This is a genomic window from Enterobacter sp. DN, from assembly GCF_046054285.1.
Lineage (GTDB): Bacteria > Pseudomonadota > Gammaproteobacteria > Enterobacterales > Enterobacteriaceae > Enterobacter > Enterobacter hormaechei_C.
On the sequence record NZ_JBJJTG010000012.1, the window covers coordinates 31,360 to 50,140 of the forward strand.

Genomic DNA, 18,781 nt, shown 5'->3' on the forward strand with positions numbered 1-18,781 from the left:
TCTCCTTTTCACTCTCGCCCGGCATGGTTAATGCGCCAGGCAATATCTCGCATAACGTCTCGCGCTGACTGGCTAATTCCACCCAACTGGAAGAAGCCGTGTATTACACCCCGCCATCGTTGAGCGGTACACTTCACGCCTTGCTCCGTGAGGCGCTGATAAAGCGCCTCGCCTTCGTCGCGTAACGGATCATACTCAGCGGTAACAATATGGACCTTCGGCAGACCGCTAAAGTCGTTGCGCCACAGTGGGCTGACTTCAGGATGTTGACGGTCGGCTCCAGCCAGATACATTTCATAGCCGCTCAAAAGGGTATCGCGAGTAATCACGTAATCCATGCCATTGAGGGTATAGCTTTCAAAACTGGCCGTAGCGTCGAGCATGGGGTAGATAAGAATGAGCTGCGCGGGATCCCAGAGACCTTTGGCCTTAAGCCGCAATGACGTTACCAGCGCAAGATGACCTCCTGCGCTGTCTCCACAAAGTGTAATCCGGTTTTTATCCACACCTAATTGTTCTGCATTTTGCCAGACAAGATCTGCCGCTCTCTCTGCATCGTCATGCGCAGCGGGGAAAGTATGCTCGGGTGCGAGTCTGTACTGAACCGCAATGACCCGGCAGTTACCGTAAAACGCCAGTTGGCGAAGCTGATTATCATGGGTTTCAAACCCACCGCTGACAAAACAACCGCCATGATAGTAGAGGGCACAAGATAACGTTTCAGGGGCATTGAAAGGCGAAAATACCCGAAAGGTCATATCCTCAAGAACAAGCGTTTCAACCTGGACACGCGTTTCTGTTTCCCCGGCTAGCGCTGTGCTGGCGACATATCCGCTTCTCCGGTCATCAATACTCTGCTTTCGCGAGGAAGGTCGTCCTGCGGCAATAAACTCCTGTACCAGCTTATCAATACCCTTTTCCAGTGCCATGATTACGTCCTTTTACTGTGTTTTTATACAGTTTATAACCTGGTTTACAGCAGATGAAAACAGAGAAATGTTGAGAGGTGCATATTGTGGAAAGCGGCTCGCAAAATCGATCATTCCCTAAAAAACGTCCTTTCACCCTAAATTGATAAAGAGTATTTTGCCTGAAAATTAACCAAAGGTGATATACTAAGGTGATATATGAGCGTTTTGGCGGAACTTGATATGGGCAGAATACTTATCGATTTGTCTGATGACGTGATTCAACGTTTGGATAATCTCAAGCAATTGCGAAATCAACCACGTGCTGAACTGCTTCGGGAAGCGATAGAGCTGTATCTCGACCAGCAGAGTTCTTCTGTTATCCGAAATGCGCTTGGTCTGTGGGGAGACAGAAAAGAGGACGGGCTTGAGTATGAACGCAAGCTGCGTGAGGAGTGGTAATCATGGAGCACATGGCAGTGTTTGATACCAATATTCTCATTGATCTCTTCAACAACCGTGTTGAAGCTGCGGATGCGATTGAGCATACCGCGTCGCATCGTGCCATCAGCTTAATTACCTGGATGGAAGTAATGGTGGGCGCTCGCAGGCATGGTCATGAAGCGAAAACGGCAGCCGTTATGGGCGCTTTTGAAATTATTGATGTGTCTCGGGATATTGCGGAAAGAAGCGTTTTACTACGTGAGAAGCATGGAATGAAACTGCCTGATGCTATCATTCTGGCCACAGCGCAGAGCAGAAAATGTCCGTTGATTTCTCGCAACACGAAAGATTTTGCGGGTATTGACGAGGTCCTTACGCCTTACCAGGTGTAGGCCGGGCAAGCTCGCGCCGCCCGGCACTCTCACAGGAGATTACTCCCCTTCACCCGGGAACAGGAACGGGTTGATCGAGCTGCGGGCAAAGCCCTCCTGCTCCATCTTCGCGTCCAGAATCAGCGAGGCGAGATCGTCGGCCACGGCTTCGACTTTCGGGTCTTTTTCCTGATACAGAATCTTCAGGTAGGTCCCGCAGTCGCCGCAGCTCTCCGCTTTCACCGCCGCGTCTTCATTTTCCAGCGACCAGTAGTTCAGATCGCGGGTCTGTTCGCAGTTGCTGCACTTGATGCGCACCACGTGCCACTCGGTTTCACACAGGTTGCAGTGCAGGTAGCGCAGCCCCTGAGTGGTGCCGATTTGCACCATGCTGGAGACCGGCATTGAACCACACACCGGGCAGAACTGGCGCGCTTCGCCGTATTCGGCGCGGGCTTTACCTGGAATCAGGCTCGCCATTTGCGCCCAGTAGAGCGACAGCGCAGCCCAGATGAACGGCGCTTTATCGCTGCTCACCAGTGAGAAGTCGGAAGCAAACAGCGCGCTCGCCATCTCTTCCAGCTCCTGATCGGAGGCTTTTTCCAGGTTCTCAATGACTGCCAGCGCCGTGCCGCTCATCTCGGGCTTCAGCTCGGCGATCAGGGAATGCAGCAGCTTATGCCAGTGCTTGTCGCGCGGCAGGACGTGAATATCCAGCGGCGGTTTGCCCTGCTCGTTGGCTTCTTTGATGCGTGCGGTCAGGTCCATTTGCAGCGGATGGTCGTACAGCACCACTTCCTGCGCATGGGCGACCAGCGCGGCAAAACGCAGAAAATCGCCCAGCGGGTTGTTCTCTGCCAGCTCGCGCAGACGCTCTGCGCGGCGGTTGTAGAGGTTCTTGAGTCTGGGGAATAACAACGGCGGAATATACTCCGCCGTACGTTTCTCGCTCGACCCCAGCTCATCTTGCGGGATTATGCGAATACTCATTCAGATGACTTTTCCTGTTTCTGGCGGACTTCTCGGTACCAGCGCGGGTGATGTTTCTTCGCCCACGTTTTGGTGACCCAGCCTTCCACCATCGCGGTAATGGTGCCTTTCACCCAGAGGGCGGCGTAAATATGCACCATGATAACCACAATTAACGCCACTGCGGCAAATGAATGCAGCATCAGCGCGAATCGGATCACCGGGATTGAGAAAGCAGGCGCAAAGTACGGACGCCAGATGATCACGCCGCTCACCAGCAACAGGACCAGGAAGATAATCGCCGCCCAGAATACGCATTTCTGGCCGAAGTTATAACGCCCGGTATCACCCACTTCCTCGTTGACGACGATCTTACGAATATTCTTCGCCCAAAAGATATCATCCCGATTGATTAGGTTATGGTGCCAGTAGCGGAAAAACATGATGATGAACGAGGCAAACATCACCACACCCACGAACGGGTGAAGGATGCGCGCCAGCTGCGGCGTGCCCAGTATCTGCATCAGCCAGTTGAAGGACGGGAAGAAGAACCCCAGCCCGCTTATCGCCGCCAGCATGAAGCAGAAGGCGGTGACCCAGTGGTTGATGCGTTCCGGCGCGGTGTAGCGCACGATGGTGTCACGTTTTCTCATTTGCGCACCTCGTCTTTCTCTTCATGCAGGTTGTCGTCTTCCTCTTCCGCACGGTTCGGACCAACGCCGACGTAGTGGAAGATGCTCGCTGCGAAGGTGGCCGCAAAACCGACCGCGGCCAGCGGTTTCCAGATGCCTTTCCAGAACTTCACGGTCGCGCTGATTTCCGGGTTCTCCGGCAGGCCGTGATACAGGTTCGGCTTGTCGGCGTGGTGCAGCACGTACATCACGTGCGTACCGCCAACCCCGGCCGGATCGTACAGGCCCGCGTTATCGTAACCACGAGTTTTCAGCTCGCCCACGCGCTCTGCCGCCAGCGTTTTCATATCCTCTTTGGAGCCAAAGTGGATAGCGCCAGTTGGACAGGTCTTCACGCACGCTGGCTCCTGGCCGACATTTACGCGGTCAACGCACAGCGTACATTTGTAGACGCGGTTGTCTTCCGGGTTCAGGCGCGGCACGTCAAACGGACAACCCGCGATGCAATAGCCGCAGCCAATACACTGCTCGGACTGGAAGTCGACGATGCCGTTGGCATACTGAATGATAGCCCCTTCTGACGGACACGCCTTCAGGCAGCCCGGATCCGCACAGTGCATACAGCCATCTTTGCGGATAAGCCATTCCAGTTTGTCGTTCTGCTCCACTTCCGAGAAACGCATTACCGTCCAGGACTTGGCGGTCAGGTCCGCCGGGTTGTCGTACACCCCGACGTTGTGACCCACTTCGTCACGGATGTCGTTCCACTCTGAACAGGCCACCTGACAGGCTTTACAGCCGATACAGGTGGTCACGTCGATAAGCTTCGCCACTTCCTGCTGGTGGTCCCGCGCCTGAGGCGCGGGCGTGAAACCGTTAGTCGCGGAACGACGGATAATGTCTTGAGATTGATAAGCCATAAGTCGTCTCCGTTACACCTTTTCCACGTTCACGAGGAAGGCCTTAAACTCCGGCGTCTGCGTGTTCGCATCACCGACGAACGGCGTCAGGGTGTTCGCAATGAACCCTTTCTTCGCCACGCCCTCATAACCCCAGTGAATTGGGATGCCGATGGTATCCACCTGCTGACCGTGAACGTTCAGCGTGCGAATACGCTTGGTCACCACCGCCTTGGCTTTGATGTAGCCGCGGTTAGAGGAGACCTTCACGGTATCGCCATGGGCAATGCCGAGTTTGTTCGCCAGCTTCTCGCCGATCTCCACAAACTGCTCCGGCTGCGCGATGGCATTCAGCAGCGCGTGCTTGGTCCAGTAGTGGAAGTGCTCGGTCAGACGGTAAGTGGTGCCGACATAAGGGAACTTGTCCTTTTTACCCAGCGCTTCAAAATCGCCTTTGAAGATGCGGGCTGCCGGGTTAGAGACCACGTTCGGGTGCAGCGGGTTAGTACCCAGCGGCGTCTCAAACGGCTCGTAGTGTTCCGGGAACGGACCTTCCGCCATCTTATCGATAGCAAACAGGCGCCCCATCCCTTCAGGCTGCATGATAAACGGCCCGACATCGCTGCCCGGTGCGGCAGTGCTGTAGTCCGGAATATCCACGCCGCCCCATTTCGCGCCGTCCCACTTCAGTAGCTGACGCTTCGGATCCCACGGGTTGCCTTGCGGGTCAGCTGAGGCGCGGTTATAGAGGATGCGGCGGTTAAGCGGCCATGCCCATGCCCAGCCCAGCGTATTGCCGAGGCCCGACGGGTCGGCGTTATCGCGGTTGGCCATCTGGTTGCCTTTTGGCGTCCAGCTACCGGCAAAGATCCAGCAGCCGCTGGAGGTCGTACCGTCATCGCGCAGGTGCGCAAAGGTGCTGAGCTGATCGCCTTTCTTCGCCAGCACCGCACCGGTCGCCGGGTCGATAACGTCCGCCAGCGCCTTACCGTTGCTCTCCATCGCCACTTCTTCCGGAGACGGATTCTCTGGCGTCGAGTAGTTCCAGGTCATGTTCAGCACCGGCTCAGGCGTTGCGCCGCCTTCAGCCGCGTACATTTTACGCAGACGTAAGAAGATACCGGCCAGGATCTCGCCGTCGTTCAAGGCGATGCCCGGGGCATCCGCGCCTTTCCAGTGCCACTGCAACCAGCGGCCGGAGTTGACGATAGACCCGTTCTCTTCCGCGAAGCAGGTAGACGGCAGACGGAACACTTCGGTCTGAATCTTCGACGGATCGACATCGTTCGACTCACCGTGGTTCTGCCAGAACGTCGACGTTTCGGTATTGAGCGGGTCAATCGTCACCAGGAACTTCAGCTTCGACAGAGACTCGACAACCTTGTTCTTGTTCGGGAACGACGCCACCGGGTTAAAGCCCTGGCAGATATAGCCGTTGACCTGGCCCTGGTGCATCATTTCGAAGTACTGAAGTACGTCGTAACCTTTGTCCCACTTCGGCAGCCAGTCAAAGCCCCAGCTGTTTTCCGCCGTCGCCTTGTCACCGTAGAAGGCTTTCATCAGCGAGACGAAGAACTTCGGATAGTTGCCCCAGTAGTTCACCTGGCCTTCGAGCAGCGGTTTTGGCGTGCTGGCCGTCAGGTAGGTTTGCAGGTCGGTCTGTTTCTCGCTCGGCAGGTTCATGTAACCCGTCAGGCTCTGAGACAGCAGGCCGAGGTCGGTCAGACCCTGAATGTTGGAGTGACCGCGCAGGGCGTTCACGCCGCCGCCTGCCATCCCCATGTTGCCGAGGAGCAGCTGAACCATCGCCATGGTGCGGATGTTCTGCGCGCCGATGGAGTGCTGCGTCCAGCCGAGCGCATACAGGAACGACGCGGTTTTATCTTTCGCGCTGGTTTCCGCAATCAGCTCGCACACCTTCAGGAAGTCCGCCTTCGGCGTCCCACAGATGTTTTCGACAACCTCCGGCGTATAGCGGGAAACGTGCTCTTTCAGCAGGTTCCACACGCAGCGGGGGTGTTGCAGGGTGGTGTCGCGCTTCGCAAAGCCGTTTTCGTCCAGCTCATAGTTCCAGCTGGTTTTGTCGTATTTGCGTTTTTCGGCGTCATAACCGCTGAACAGGCCATCTTCGAAGTGGTAATCCTCACGCACGATCAGGCTGGCGTTGGTATAAGCTTCGGTGTACTCGCGGTTATATTTTTCGTTGGTCATCAGGTACAGCAATACGCCTGACAGGAAAGTGATGTCAGTACCTGAACGAATAGGGGTGTAGAAATCCGCCACTGACGCTGTACGCGTAAAGCGGGGATCGATCACAATCAGCTTCGCGCCGTTGTGGATTTTGGCTTCCATCGCCCAGCGGAACCCGACAGGGTGCGCTTCAGCGGCGTTACCGCCCATCACCACAATGAGGTTGGCGTTTTTGATGTCGACCCAGTGGTTGGTCATCGCACCGCGACCAAATGTTGGAGCAAGACTTGCTACCGTTGGTCCGTGTCAGACACGCGCCTGGTTGTCGACCGCGAGCATACCGAGTGCGCGCGTAAATTTCTGGGTTAAATAGCCGGTTTCGTTACTGGACGCAGAAGCACACAGCATGCCGGTGGAGAGCCAGCGGTTAACGGTGGTGCCTTCGGCATTCTTCGCGATAAAGTTGGCATCGCGGTCTTCTTTCATCAGCTTAGCGATGCGATCGAACGCTTCCTCCCAGCTGATTTGCTGCCATTTGTCAGAGCCGGGAGCGCGATACTCAGGAAACTTCAGGCGGCTTTCGGAGTGGATAAAATCTACCAGACCGGCCCCTTTCGGACACAGCGCACCACGGTTGACCGGGTGATCCGGATCGCCTTCGATGTGGAAAATGGATGCTTTGGCGTTTTTCGCACCGTCGCCGAGGCTATACATTAACAGCCCACAGCCGACGGAGCAGTACGTACAGGTGTTACGGGTTTCGCGGGTGCGCAGCAGTTTATACTGCCGTGTTTCCGCCAGCGCTACACCGGGCGCAAAGCCCAGTGCCGCCGCCGTGGTGCCTGCCATACCGCCAGCGCAGATCTTAAAGAACTGCCTTCTGCTGACCTGCATGGGTCACTCCTTGGTTCATTACGACATTGCTATGTAGTTTTACTTTGCGGTTGAGAATTAACCGCAAAGGAGAAAAATTTGCATTAATCCCTCATTTCTCCGAGGGATAAGCCCAGAATACCACAATGTCGGTACGCCTGTTCTAACGGGGTTAAAACAAAGTGAACGTATTATCACGGCATTGATTATAAAATGTGATATCAATCACATTTTATCCTGTGCATGTTAAAGAGGTGTAGCAGCTGATCGGTTGCACCCCTCCGTATTGAGTAGGAGAATGGTTGCTGAAAAGTTGATCCATACTATGCGTAAGGCCTGCCGTTTGTGTTGCAATAGCAGGCTCACTTCCGTGGTTGTTCAGGAATACCGTTGTGTCTAAACAAAACCGTGCTGCCCACGTGTCGCCACTGCCTGCGGGCATTGTGGAACTGTCGGTACACAGACCGCCTCACATTTCACATGCCACGCCGGATTTTCTGGCGGAAGAGGTCCCCGTTGCCCTGGTTTACAACGGGATTTCGCATGTGGTGATGATGGCTTCGCCGAAAGATCTGGAACTGTTCGCCATAGGTTTTTCCCTCTCGGAAGGCATCATTGCGCATCCGCAGGAGATCTACGGTATGGATGTGGTTCAGGCCTGTAATGGTCTTGAAGTACAAATCGAACTCTCCAGTCGTCGCTTTATGGGGCTGAAAGAGCGCCGCCGGGCGCTGGCCGGACGTACCGGCTGCGGCGTGTGCGGCGTTGAACAGCTTAACGATATCGGTAAGCCCGTCGCGCCGCTGCCGTTTACCCAGACCTTCAACCTCGGTAACCTCGACAAAGCCCTGGAGCACCTCAATGATGTCCAGCCCATAGGTCAGCTGAGCGGCTGTACACATGCTGCGGCGTGGGTGCTCCCGTCGGGCGAGATCGTCGGAGGTCATGAAGATGTGGGCCGCCATGTGGCGCTGGATAAGCTGCTGGGCCGTCGCGCGCGTGAAGATGCCGTCTGGCAGCAAGGGGCCGCGCTCGTTTCCAGCCGCGCCAGCTATGAAATGGTGCAGAAAGCGGCCATGTGCGGCGTGGAGATCCTGTTTGCGGTGTCGGCTGCGACAACGCTGGCGGTCGAAGTGGCAGAGCGCTGCAACCTGACGCTGGTGGGGTTCTGCAAGCCGGGCAGGGCGACAATTTACACCCATCCGCAGCGATTAATTGTTAATCAGTAATTTTGAATGAGTATAGCAAAACCTTCCGCTTTTAGTTGTTCATGATGAGGGCTAGTATTTATCTCATCAAGGCACGGTGCCTTATCTAAACAACTTAACGAAAAGGTTTATCTCATGAAAAGCATCAAAACTTTTGTCGCTGTAATCGCTCTGGCTGCTTCTTTCGGTTCTTTCGCTGCGCAGACTGTGACTGCATCCGCCTCTACCCTCGATGGCGCAGAAGCCAAAATCGCCGCACAGGCTCAGGAAGCGGGCGCGTCATCCTACAAAATTACCCAGGCATTCACCGGTAACCGCGTACACATGACCGCTGAACTGAACAAATAAGTCATATAGCCGCTGTCCCTTGCTCTTCGGAGCAGGGACAGGTTTCATTCTGCTCCCCTGTTTTAACCCGCCTTCCTGTACAAACCGCCTGTATTTTCAACCTGACAGAAGATAGCCATATCCTCCGGGATATTTCTTATTGGTTGAATAATAACTATAATGTGCCGTCCGGTTGAGTTACCCTTACTTAAAAATCAGCAATATCATACATGATCTAAATACAAGGTCTGACCAGTTCTTTTAATTCATTTCAATAATGTATGATTTCATGTCTTTCAGACTGTATTTCGGGGTTTATTATATAAATAATCAATAATTGATCCCAAATAATAAGGAAATCCTCAGGCTTTAATCCTAAAGAGATTCGGAGTCATTGACCCCGGTTATTCATGATGATAGTTTCAAAAACAATATTAAATCTCTACCCCTAAAACCAAATATTTCTCTTTTGGTTTATTTTGTATTTAACTCATATAAGGAAATTAAATGAACGCGATGTTTAAAAAAGGAGTGCTGGCATCTGTACTGGCAGTAGCGGCGTCTTCAGCAATGGCGGCTTCCAGTGTTGATATTCAGGTTACGGGGAAAATTGTTCCGTCTTCCTGTACACCGGCATTTATTAGCGGTGGCGGTATTGCTGATTTCGGTACCATGAAGGTGGCTAGTCTGAATTCCACCACCCCAACCCCTCTGGCGGATGTTAAAATTATCCCTATTTCTATTACCTGTGAAGAAGCGACCCGCGTTGGCGTGACCTTTAACGATTCGCATGTGGATTCTGCGCCTACGGAGACTATTCCGGTGAACTTTATTGATTCGGATTTCATTACCAGCGTGGGTTTTACGGCTGGCCTGGGGATGTATGGCGATAAGAAGATTGGCGCTTATTCAATGGGTATCCAAAAGACCAACGGGGCGACGACCAACGGAGACGGTGTAAACCTTTATCCAATCTTCACCAGCGATAACGGTGCATCATGGGGAGTTAAAAGCGGGGTTCGCTATTTACAGGTGAAAGCAGATAAGAGTGAGATTTATTCCTTCACAGATCAAGCGACCGGTACAATTGCACCTGTTGCACAAACTAAAATTAACTTCAACGTGGGCATTGCCGCGATGATTAACCCAACCAACGATTTAAATATCACGGATGAAGCCACCCTGGACGGCTTAACCAACGTTGAGCTGGTTTATCTGTAATCTCCCCCACGTATCATGAAATACCTGACACCTCACTTCGGTGGGGTGTCCTATACCAATATTAATGGACTAATATTATGCTGCTTTTAAAGAGAACGCTGATCTGTGCCTGCCTGCTGGCCTCATTCAACGGTATGGCTGCCGGGATGGTGCCGGATACCTCGCTGCTTATTGTCAATGAAGACAAGCAGGGGGCCAGCATGGATGTCAAAAACACCGATGCTGAAGCACAGCTGCTGTACACCAAAATTATTGATCTCCCGGACGACCCCAAACCGGGTCTGATTGCCACGCAGCCGGTTGTGCGCGTAGATGCGGGTAAAACCCAGCGCGTGCGTTTTGTGCTGAAAAATAGTAATGAGCCGCTGAAGGTGGAACATTTTAAGCGTGTCATTTTTACCGCTATCCCACAGCGTGAAAAAAATAAAGTTAAAGTGGTGTTTAGCCAGAACCTTCCCGTCATTATTCACCCGGCTGGCCTGGCGGTAAATATTGAACCCTGGAAGGCACTCACCTGGCAGATAAAAAATGGCAATGTCACGGTTGAGAATAATACGCCTTATGTCGTCCGACTGGAGCAAAAGGTGAAATTAATGGCCTCGGGTACGATCGCGACATTAGCTAAGACCTACATTCTTCCTGGCGAAAAAATGACGGCCAGCGCGTCAGCCAAAATATCAGCATCCGAAAAACAAATCGAAATCTATCCGGCAACGCGTTATGGCTATAAGGCAGGGAATTATATCGCCGACCTTCAGCAATAAAATCACTTAACAAACATGGAGTAGTTATGTTAAACGGTTCCTGTAAAAAGGGAATGCTCGTGTTTTGCCTTAGCGTGCTGGCATTTAATATTCGGGCTGAGATTTCCTCTAATGCGAATGAATCTCTGGAACTGGCGCGAGCCATATTTGACAGCGATGCTTTAAAAAATAACGGGCTTGATCCGGCCATTGCGGATTACTATTCCCTCACTCCCCGTTTTACCCCTGGCTACCATAATGTGACGGTTAATATTAATGGTAAGCAGCGCAATATTATGCCCGTGAAATTTGATGAGGAAGGAACGCCCTGTATTGATAAAGCGTTTCTGGAAAACGCGGGCCTGATTAAACAGACGAAAAGAGGCACCTGCCCGAAGATTTATCACTACTGGTCCGGATCAACGATACAGACTTCGCCGGATATTGATGAAATATCGGTTGTTGTACCGCCTGAAGCGATCGACCCTGATTATGGCCGACAGTTCGCCGAGGTGCGTGGCGGACGTGCAGCCATGCTGAATTACTCCATGTTTGGCACCCATAATCACTATGATGATGAGAACGCTGACCGTTTCCAGTCGACCTTTGAAATGGGCTTTAATGCCGGAGACTGGATTGTGCGCAGCACGCAGTTCATTAGCGACGGCAGCGATCAGGATTTTGAGGTTGACTCCCTCTACACCTATGCCCAGCGTACCTTTACCGATTATGGCGTGATGGTGCAGGGTGGCCAGATTAACATCGCCAACAGCCGCTTCAGTATTCCGGGAATTTACGGGGTCCAGATGATGCCGGATACCGCACTCACTCCCCAGGTGGGAACGGGTGTCGAAGTCAGCGGTATTGCCCGTAATCCGCAGGCGCGCGTCGATATCCGCCAGGGCGGACAGCTCATTTACTCAACGCTGGTTCCTGCCGGTCCGTTCAACCTGGATGACGTGCCGCTGGCGAACCTCAACACCGACCTGAACGTAACGGTCACCGAGACTGACGGCAGCGAAAACCGGTTTACCGTTTCGGCGAGCACATTCCGCAGCAACCACGTGGGCCGCGCCCCGGGCTTTACGCTGGCTATGGGCCGCGTTGAAGACATGGACTCACGCTTTGAAAATCCGTGGGTGGTGTCCGCCAACAACGGCTGGTCTGTCAATAAGCGTGTCAATTTTCTGGCCGGTATGGTGATGGCGGATAACCACTATTATGGCTTCTCCGGCAACCTCGATACCATACCGATGCAGAACCTGTATGCCTCGTTGGGTTTTCTGGCGTCAATAGACAACCAGACGCAAACCGACGGCAACAAAACAACGCTGGATCTGGGTTACTCCCTGCCGTGGGGCATTGGGCTTTCGCTGGGCGGTAGCTATGGTACACCGGACTATCGCGAGATGGCGGAACTTTACGGCGACGATGACGATATGTCGCAAACCAAATACGACACCAGCGTCGGTATCAACTGGTCGAGTACCACGCTGGGCCGCTTTTCCCTCAGCTATTATCGCAACGAGAGCTGGAACAGCGACTATGACAGCCGCCGGTTTATCTCGTCGTGGTCACAGACTTTTAAATACCTCAACGTGAGCGTGAACTGGGAGTCGGATGTCAGCCGGCACGACAGCAGCGACAACGATCAGTTTTACGTAAACGTGTCGATCCCGCTGGGACGCTCAGGCGTTACAACCAGCTCCTGGTATCGCGAGAGCGAAGGTAAGCGTTCTTACGGCACGCGGGCGATGGGCTCGCTCAACGCTGAGAACCAGTACACGGTGGGGGTCACTCAGGACCAGGAAGAGAACACCACCAGCTGGGACAGCTCGCTGAACAGTAATCTGCATTACACCAACCTGGCGCTGGCGGCAGGAGGAGATAACGACAGCAATACCAACTACTCAGCAGCATTAAGCGGCGGGATTGTCGCCCACAGCGACGGGGTGACCTTCTCGCCTTACCGCGTGACCGATACGTACGCCATTGCCAGACTGGATAAACCGGTGGCTGGTATCGAGATAGGTACCCCGCGCGGCGCGGTATGGACCGATAAATGGGGCCAGGCGATTATTCCTGCGCTGTCGCCGTTCCGTGAAAGCACGATTGAGATCAACACGGAAAGCCTGCCAGGCAATCTGGACGTAAGAAATGGCAGAACAGCGATCAAAGCGTCTCACGGCGCTGTGGCGAAGTGGGAGTTTGCGACGTTAAGCCAGCGCCGCGTGCTGCTCAGTATACGCCGTGCGGACGGTACGCCGCTGCCGGAAGGTGTCTCGATTGTGGACGCGGCAGGGGAGTATGTGACGAGTGCGCCAGAAGACGGCGTGATCTTCCTGAACGATATCTCTGCCAGCCAGCAGCTGTATGCGAAGCTGGATGAAGGGCGTTGCAGGCTGACGTACACCCTGCCGGAGGCAGAACCGAATAAATTCTATGAAGAGGTGACAGGGAAATGTCTCTGAATAACGTTCGTCAATACGCGCTGATGCTTATGCTGCTCTGCGGCGCAGCGGGACTTTCGGGAATGGCGCAGGCCGATGACGGCGCCTGTGAAATGATGTCGGCGGTGAAGAAAGTCGATTACGGGCGCTACCGTAAAGAGGATATGCGGCAAACGTCCGCTGAACATATTGGCAAAGTGTACAACGGTTATGCTTCTGTGATGCGTGAAGTTCAGGTTTCGGTGCTGTGTCCGGATGTGCGCAAAATGCGCATCTCCGTAGACGGGATTGCCCGACAGAACCTGGCGTATCGTTTTACGGACAGCGGCGCGATGAAAATCGAATTCAAAGATGGGCGGGTGGACGGGAACCCCGTGCAGCTGGCCGCGGTCGATATTGGCGCGGTAGCCGTTCAGGGAGGCGCTTCTCAGGTGACGCTAAAGCCGGAAAAAGCGCTGGCTGCGGTTAACGGCACGGAAGTGGCGGGCGAGCAGTTTGTCGCCACCATGATGATCACGACCTACCTTTCAGACAAGGCATTTAGCGTTACTAACACAACGGATTTTGAAGAAACGCTGACGCTCAATGTTGATACGCTTCCTGCGCGATAATCTCTGTTATGCCCGGCCGACCTGTTATGTCGGGCATATTTTCTAGTGGATCCCCGCCAGACGCAGCAGCGCCGTCACCACCGCCGCCGCGACGATCACCACAATTAACGGCATTTTGCGCCAGGCCAGAAACACCGCGAACCCCACCCCCAGTACGCGCGCCATCCCGGCAAAATGGTCCCCTTCATAAAACGTTGTTGCCAGCGCGACGGAGAACAACAAAACGGTTGCCGCGTCTGAAAGCAGCGCCTGCGACCGTTCAGAAAGCGCCAGCCGGCTACCGAGTTTCGCCCCGCCGAGACGCATCAGATAGGTTCCGGCAGAAAGAATGGCGATGCCGAGAATAAAGACCGTCATGTTTTCCATTATTTTTTCCTCGCGGCAAGGCCGAGCAAAGAGAGCAGCACCGGCAGGCCAACCGGCGCAAACGGTACGGCGGCCAGCGACAACACTGCGCCGCTACAGGCGCGGATCAGCGTGGTACGGTTTTTAAATGCCGGCACCACTAACGCCAGCAGGATCGCCGGGAACACCGCGTCCAGCCCGATGGTTTCCGGGTCCGGCAGCAGCTTGCCGACCATCGCGCCCAGCACCGCCCCCAGCGGCCAGATGATTGCCACGCCCAGGCCGCACAGCCAGTAGGCCGCTTTACGCTGCTCGGCGGTTTTTTGCGACAGGCCGAACACCACACTTTCATCATTCATGATATGACAGCCCAGAAAGCTCAGGCCGCGCTTGCCCACCAGTTCACGCACCGTAACGCCGAACGGCACATGGCGCGCGTTAACCAGTAAACCGGCCGCTGCCGCTGCCAGCGGATTGCCGCCGCTCGCCACGATGCCGATAAACATAAACTCGGATGCGCCTGCCAGCACCGTGAGGGAGAGGACAAACGGCACCCACAGCGGGAAACCGTAGGCCATCGCCAGTGAGCCATAAGACATGCCGACCACGCCCACCGCGAGGCAGACCAGGACGATCGCTTTTATCGTGTCGCCTTTCAGGCAAGAGAGGTGATTCTTCATACCATTTTAGCCATATCGAACGTATTTCCATTATAATGAACGCATCAGAAACGTTTTACAAGACGAACGATTCGTTCGTTATAGAGAGAAAGAGGCCGTTATTATGACGCAGCCAATCAGCGTGATCGCCAAAAGCCTGGTGCGAGAACGCTTGCGAACCGGGCTCTCACTGGCGGAAATTGCCCGCCGTGCCGGGATCGCCAAATCCACGCTTTCTCAACTGGAGTCTGGCAACGGCAATCCTAGCCTGGAAACGCTGTGGTCGCTTTGCGTGGCGCTGGATATTCCTTTTGCCCGGTTACTGGAGCCGCAGCAACCCGTCACGCAGGTGATCCGCCGCGGCGAGGGCACAAAAGTCGTCGCCGGGCAGGCGAACTACGAGGCGATTTTGCTCGCGGCGTGTCCGCCTGGCGCGCGTCGTGATATCTATCTGCTGCTGACTCAGCCGGGGGCAGACCGTATTTCCCAGCCCCATCCGCCTGGTTCGGTTGAGCATATTATCGTGACCCAGGGGCGGGCGATGGTCGGTCTGATCGACGCGGCGGAAGAGCTCGGCCCGGGAGATTACATTTGCTACCCCGCTGACCAGCCGCATATCTTTAAGGCGCTGGAGCCAGATACGCACGCGCTGCTGGTGGCGGAACAAAACTAACAAAGATACGGAAAATCATGTCGCTTAAAGCCATTGCCAAAGAACTGGGGCTGTCTGTTACCACCGTCAGCCGCGCCCTCAACGGGTATGACGACGTTTCTGCTGAGACGCGCGCCCGCGTGGAAGCGGAGGCCCAGCGCCGTGGCTACCGACCAAATACCTTTGCCCGTCGCCTGAAGATGGGCAAAATCGACGCCGTCGGGCTGGTGTTTCCGGTGCATCCTGTTCCGCTCAATAACAGCGTTTTTATGGACATGGTCGGCGAAATTAGCCACGAACTTGCGCGACATGAGATTGACCTGCTGCTCATCGCTGACGACGATCTGGCGGACAAACACAGCTATATGCGCATGGTGCAGAGCCGACGCGTGGATGCGCTGATTGTGGCGCATACGCTGGATCACGATCCACGTCTTGAGCAGCTACAGGCCGCCGGGTTCCCGTTCCTGGCGCTCGGCCGCAGCCAGCTCCCGCAGCCGTACGCGTGGTTCGATTTCGACAACTATGCCGGCACATATCAGGCCACCCGCTGGCTGATCGAGAAAGGCCATCAGCGCATTGCGCTGCTGGGCGAAAGCAACAACCAGGCATTCATCACCCAGCGCCGCCAGGGCTACCTGGACGCGCTGCGGGAAGCCGGACTTTCCAGCGAATGGCTGCGCGCCATGCCCCCTTCGCGTCGCGTGGGGTATGCCACCACGCAAGAACTTCTCTCCCTGCCGCAGCCGCCCACGGCCATCATTACCGACTGCAACACCCACGGCGACGGCGCAGCGATGGCCCTGGCGCAGATGGGGCGCTTAACCGGTGAAAATGCCGTTTCGCTGGTGGTCTATGACGGCTTACCGCAGGACAGCATTGTCGATATCGACGTCGCGGCGGTGATCCAGTCTACCCGTCAGGGTGTCGGGAAACAGATTGCCGATATGGTGCGCCAGCTGATTAATGGCGACGACATTGACACCCTTCAGGTGCTCTGGCAGCCAGAATTCTCCCCAGGCCAGACGGCCTGATTACACCAAAAATTCCAAACCCGATCACAGATCCGAAACGTTTTGGTTTGTATCCGAAACGTTTCGGATCAACACTCAGGACATCCCGATGACAGGAGATGTCTGATGCAAGATTCCATTTTTCGACTTGAAAGCAATACGGTTGACGTGGTGGTAAAAACCCACCCGTTCGCCGAAATTCTCTACTGGGGGCCACACCTTCAGCACTTTTCGCCGCAGGATGTGCTGAGTATTGCGCGCCCGGTTGCTAATGGCAGGCTGGACGTCGACTCCCCCGTCACGCTGATGGCAGAGCTGGGGCATGGGCTGTTTGGCTCGCCGGGCATCGAGGGGCACCGCCAGGGGCTGGACGGATCGCCGGTATTTAAAACCACGCAGGTGCAGCAGGCGTTAAACGCCCTGACAATCACTGCTGAAGACGAGCATGCAGGCCTGCGTCTGACCAGTGAAATAACGCTGGATGCCAGCGGCGTACTGGTGGTGCGTCATGGGTTAACCAACCTGAAAATGCAGGCGTGGCAGGTGGATCGCTTTGCTGTGACGCTGCCGGTGGCTGAACGCGCGCAGGAGGTGATGGCCTTCCACGGACGCTGGATCAGAGAGTTTCAGCCGCACCGCGTGATGCTTGAACATGACAGCTTTGTGATTGAAAACCGTCGGGGTAAAACCTCCCATGAACATTTCCCGGCGCTGATTTCAGGTACGCCGTCATTCAGTGAAATGCACGGCAACGTCTGGGGTATACATCTGGGCTGGAGTGGTAACCACCGCCTGCGCGCAGAGGCGAAAACCGATGGCCGCCGCTATATGCAGGCCGAAGCGCTCTACCTGCCGGGTGAAATGGCGATTGAAGAGGGGGAAACGCTCTGGACGCCGCGCCTGTATGCCAGTCACTCCCCGCACGGGCTGAACGGCATGAGCCAGCAGTTCCACCGCTACCTGCGCGACAATGTTATCCGCTTCCCGGAAGATAAACCGCGCCCGGTGCACCTCAACACCTGGGAGGGGATCTACTTCAACCACGATCCGGACTACATCATGCGCATGGCCGACGAGGCCGCTGCGCTGGGCGTGGAGCGCTTTATTATCGACGACGGCTGGTTTAAAGGCCGCAACGACGACCACGCCGCGCTGGGCGACTGGTATCTGGACAAGAAAAAATACCCGAACGGCCTAAAGCCGGTAATCGATCACGTTAAACAGCTCAGCATGGAGTTTGGTATATGGGTTGAGCCGGAGATGATTAACCCCGATTCCGATCTGTATCGCGCGCACCCTGACTGGGTGCTGGCGCTGCCGGGCTACGCCCAGGCGACCGGGCGACACCAGCTGGTCCTCAATCTCAATATTCCGCAGGCCTTTGAATATCTGGTCGAACGCATGAGCTGGCTGCTGGGCGAACACGCGGTCGACTACGTGAAATGGGATATGAACCGCGAGCTGGTGCAGCCAGGGCACAAGGGCAAAGCCGCCGCCGACGCCCAGACGCGCCAGTTTTACCGCCTGCTGGACGTGCTGGGCGAGCGCTTCCCGCACATTGAGTTTGAATCCTGCTCGTCCGGCGGCGGGCGAATCGATTATGAAGTGCTGACCCGCTGCCACCGCTTCTGGGCGTCCGACAACAACGACGCGCTGGAGCGCAACACTATCCAGCGCGGCATGAGCTACTTCTTCCCGCCGGAGGTGATGGGCGCGCATATCGGTCACCATAAATGTCACGCCACCTTCCGCCAGCACAGCATTCAGTTCCGCGGGCTGACGGCGCTGTTTGGTCACATGGGGCTGGAGCTGGATCCGCTCACCGTCGACGCGCAGGAGCGTGAAGGCTATCGCCATTACGCTGCGCTGTATAAGCGGTGGCGCGAGATCATTCATCGCGGCACCCAGTGGCGCGTGGATATGCCGGACGCCACCACCCTGGCGCAGGGTATAGTGAGCGAAGACAAGGCGCAGGGGCTGTTTTTGGTCAGCCAGCTCGCGATGCCGGACTACACCCTGATGATGCCGCTGCGCATGCCGGGGTTAGACGCCAGCGCGCAGTACCGCATCACGCTGCTCGATCACCCGAACATTCAGATTACGGGCGAGGGCGGGCACACCATGCGTAAGCTGCCGGCGTGGATGAACGCGCCGCAAACGGTAAGCGGTGAGTGGCTGATGCAGGCGGGTATTGCACTGCCGATTCTGGATCCGGAAACCGCCATTCTGATTGGTGTGGAACGCGTGTAAGGGTGACGGGCCGGGC

At 55.3% G+C, this 18,781-nt stretch carries 18 protein-coding genes; 11 read left to right on the forward strand and 7 right to left on the reverse strand.

The window, feature by feature from the left end:
* Positions 1-8 precede the first annotated feature (8 nt).
* Positions 9-929 carry an alpha/beta hydrolase gene (locus tag ACJTMZ_RS20575; protein ID WP_017382675.1) on the reverse strand — a complete coding sequence of 307 codons (921 nt, stop codon included), beginning with the start codon at positions 927-929 and terminating at the stop codon, positions 9-11.
* Between the two features lie 198 nt (positions 930-1,127).
* On the opposite strand from ACJTMZ_RS20575, the gene ACJTMZ_RS20580 reads away from it, so the two are divergent.
* Together ACJTMZ_RS20580 and ACJTMZ_RS20585 are read left to right on the forward strand one after the other, a co-directional pair.
* The gene (locus ACJTMZ_RS20580) at positions 1,128-1,370 is read left to right on the forward strand and encodes a ribbon-helix-helix domain-containing protein (RefSeq protein ID WP_015569912.1); all 243 of its coding nucleotides are present in this window, start codon (positions 1,128-1,130) and stop codon (positions 1,368-1,370) included.
* Between the two features lie 2 nt (positions 1,371-1,372).
* Positions 1,373-1,744, forward strand: a complete 372-nt coding sequence (locus ACJTMZ_RS20585; protein ID WP_077266491.1) for a type II toxin-antitoxin system VapC family toxin — start codon at positions 1,373-1,375, stop codon at positions 1,742-1,744.
* A 39-nt stretch (positions 1,745-1,783) separates the two neighbouring features.
* Here the strand turns inward: ACJTMZ_RS20585 and fdhE are convergent, their stop codons facing one another.
* The 4 genes from fdhE to fdnG are packed head-to-tail and all read right to left on the reverse strand — an operon-like array spanning position 1,784 to position 7,307.
* Positions 1,784-2,713, reverse strand: a complete 930-nt coding sequence (fdhE, locus tag ACJTMZ_RS20590) for a formate dehydrogenase accessory protein FdhE (RefSeq protein ID WP_003861956.1) — start codon at positions 2,711-2,713, stop codon at positions 1,784-1,786.
* On the reverse strand, positions 2,710-3,345 hold the full coding sequence (fdoI, locus tag ACJTMZ_RS20595; RefSeq protein WP_015569914.1) for a formate dehydrogenase cytochrome b556 subunit: 636 nt from the start codon (positions 3,343-3,345) through the stop codon (positions 2,710-2,712). Before fdoI ends, fdhE begins: the two co-directional genes overlap by 4 nt.
* Complete coding sequence (gene fdxH, locus ACJTMZ_RS20600) at positions 3,342-4,244, reverse strand: formate dehydrogenase subunit beta (protein ID WP_014072386.1); 903 nt, start codon at positions 4,242-4,244, stop codon at positions 3,342-3,344. Before fdxH ends, fdoI begins: the two co-directional genes overlap by 4 nt.
* A 12-nt stretch (positions 4,245-4,256) precedes the next feature.
* Complete coding sequence (fdnG, locus tag ACJTMZ_RS20605; RefSeq protein WP_085929672.1) at positions 4,257-7,307, reverse strand: formate dehydrogenase-N subunit alpha; 3,051 nt, start codon at positions 7,305-7,307, stop codon at positions 4,257-4,259.
* A 371-nt stretch (positions 7,308-7,678) separates the two neighbouring features.
* Between fdnG and fdhD the strand changes: the two genes are divergently transcribed.
* The 6 genes from fdhD (at position 7,679) to ACJTMZ_RS20635 (ending at position 13,846) form a co-directional block, all read left to right on the forward strand.
* A complete protein-coding gene (gene fdhD, locus ACJTMZ_RS20610; protein ID WP_017382677.1) occupies positions 7,679-8,515 on the forward strand; it encodes a formate dehydrogenase accessory sulfurtransferase FdhD in 837 nt (278 codons plus the stop codon).
* Between the two features lie 114 nt (positions 8,516-8,629).
* Positions 8,630-8,842 (forward strand): DUF1471 domain-containing protein, encoded by a 213-nt coding sequence (locus ACJTMZ_RS20615; protein WP_015569916.1) that lies wholly within the window; start codon positions 8,630-8,632, stop codon positions 8,840-8,842.
* A gap of 486 nt (positions 8,843-9,328) precedes the next feature.
* A complete protein-coding gene (locus tag ACJTMZ_RS20620; protein ID WP_196342751.1) occupies positions 9,329-10,042 on the forward strand; it encodes a DUF1120 domain-containing protein in 714 nt (237 codons plus the stop codon).
* Positions 10,043-10,119: 77 nt separating this feature from the next.
* On the forward strand, positions 10,120-10,806 hold the full coding sequence (locus ACJTMZ_RS20625) for a fimbria/pilus chaperone family protein (protein WP_045142619.1): 687 nt from the start codon (positions 10,120-10,122) through the stop codon (positions 10,804-10,806).
* A 26-nt stretch (positions 10,807-10,832) separates the two neighbouring features.
* A complete protein-coding gene (locus tag ACJTMZ_RS20630; RefSeq protein WP_252011146.1) occupies positions 10,833-13,256 on the forward strand; it encodes a fimbrial biogenesis usher protein in 2,424 nt (807 codons plus the stop codon).
* Complete coding sequence (locus ACJTMZ_RS20635; protein ID WP_017382680.1) at positions 13,247-13,846, forward strand: hypothetical protein; 600 nt, start codon at positions 13,247-13,249, stop codon at positions 13,844-13,846. The genes ACJTMZ_RS20630 and ACJTMZ_RS20635 overlap by 10 nt, the downstream gene beginning before the upstream one ends.
* Positions 13,847-13,888: 42 nt before the next feature.
* Here the strand turns inward: ACJTMZ_RS20635 and ACJTMZ_RS20640 are convergent, their stop codons facing one another.
* Complete coding sequence (locus tag ACJTMZ_RS20640; protein WP_015569921.1) at positions 13,889-14,212, reverse strand: AzlD domain-containing protein; 324 nt, start codon at positions 14,210-14,212, stop codon at positions 13,889-13,891.
* Entirely contained in the window at positions 14,212-14,871 is a 660-nt protein-coding gene (locus ACJTMZ_RS20645) for an AzlC family ABC transporter permease (protein ID WP_015569922.1), read from the reverse strand. Before ACJTMZ_RS20645 ends, ACJTMZ_RS20640 begins: the two co-directional genes overlap by 1 nt.
* A gap of 103 nt (positions 14,872-14,974) precedes the next feature.
* Here ACJTMZ_RS20645 and ACJTMZ_RS20650 point away from each other — a divergent pair, with 103 nt between their 5' ends.
* From ACJTMZ_RS20650 to ACJTMZ_RS20660, 3 genes are all read left to right on the forward strand, one after another.
* Positions 14,975-15,523 carry a helix-turn-helix domain-containing protein gene (locus ACJTMZ_RS20650; protein ID WP_003861973.1) on the forward strand — a complete coding sequence of 183 codons (549 nt, stop codon included), beginning with the start codon at positions 14,975-14,977 and terminating at the stop codon, positions 15,521-15,523.
* Positions 15,524-15,540: 17 nt separating this feature from the next.
* A complete protein-coding gene (locus tag ACJTMZ_RS20655) occupies positions 15,541-16,536 on the forward strand; it encodes a LacI family DNA-binding transcriptional regulator (RefSeq protein WP_003861974.1) in 996 nt (331 codons plus the stop codon).
* A 105-nt stretch (positions 16,537-16,641) separates the two neighbouring features.
* Positions 16,642-18,765: an alpha-galactosidase gene (locus ACJTMZ_RS20660; RefSeq protein WP_252011144.1), complete on the forward strand. Its 2,124-nt coding sequence runs from the start codon at positions 16,642-16,644 to the stop codon at positions 18,763-18,765.
* The last annotated feature ends 16 nt before the right edge of the window (positions 18,766-18,781 follow it).

Coding starts and splice junctions, on each gene's coding strand:
- ACJTMZ_RS20575 (WP_017382675.1), bottom strand. CDS start 929: ATGGCACTGGAAAAGGGTATTGATAAGCTGGTACAGGAGTTTATTGCC.
- ACJTMZ_RS20580 (WP_015569912.1), top strand. CDS start 1,128: ATGAGCGTTTTGGCGGAACTTGATATGGGCAGAATACTTATCGATTTG.
- ACJTMZ_RS20585 (WP_077266491.1), top strand. CDS start 1,373: ATGGAGCACATGGCAGTGTTTGATACCAATATTCTCATTGATCTCTTC.
- fdhE (WP_003861956.1), bottom strand. CDS start 2,713: ATGAGTATTCGCATAATCCCGCAAGATGAGCTGGGGTCGAGCGAGAAA.
- fdoI (WP_015569914.1), bottom strand. CDS start 3,345: ATGAGAAAACGTGACACCATCGTGCGCTACACCGCGCCGGAACGCATC.
- fdxH (WP_014072386.1), bottom strand. CDS start 4,244: ATGGCTTATCAATCTCAAGACATTATCCGTCGTTCCGCGACTAACGGT.
- ACJTMZ_RS20615 (WP_015569916.1), top strand. CDS start 8,630: ATGAAAAGCATCAAAACTTTTGTCGCTGTAATCGCTCTGGCTGCTTCT.
- ACJTMZ_RS20620 (WP_196342751.1), top strand. CDS start 9,329: ATGAACGCGATGTTTAAAAAAGGAGTGCTGGCATCTGTACTGGCAGTA.
- ACJTMZ_RS20625 (WP_045142619.1), top strand. CDS start 10,120: ATGCTGCTTTTAAAGAGAACGCTGATCTGTGCCTGCCTGCTGGCCTCA.
- ACJTMZ_RS20630 (WP_252011146.1), top strand. CDS start 10,833: ATGTTAAACGGTTCCTGTAAAAAGGGAATGCTCGTGTTTTGCCTTAGC.
- ACJTMZ_RS20635 (WP_017382680.1), top strand. CDS start 13,247: ATGTCTCTGAATAACGTTCGTCAATACGCGCTGATGCTTATGCTGCTC.
- ACJTMZ_RS20640 (WP_015569921.1), bottom strand. CDS start 14,212: ATGGAAAACATGACGGTCTTTATTCTCGGCATCGCCATTCTTTCTGCC.
- ACJTMZ_RS20645 (WP_015569922.1), bottom strand. CDS start 14,871: ATGAAGAATCACCTCTCTTGCCTGAAAGGCGACACGATAAAAGCGATC.
- ACJTMZ_RS20650 (WP_003861973.1), top strand. CDS start 14,975: ATGACGCAGCCAATCAGCGTGATCGCCAAAAGCCTGGTGCGAGAACGC.
- ACJTMZ_RS20655 (WP_003861974.1), top strand. CDS start 15,541: ATGTCGCTTAAAGCCATTGCCAAAGAACTGGGGCTGTCTGTTACCACC.
- ACJTMZ_RS20660 (WP_252011144.1), top strand. CDS start 16,642: ATGCAAGATTCCATTTTTCGACTTGAAAGCAATACGGTTGACGTGGTG.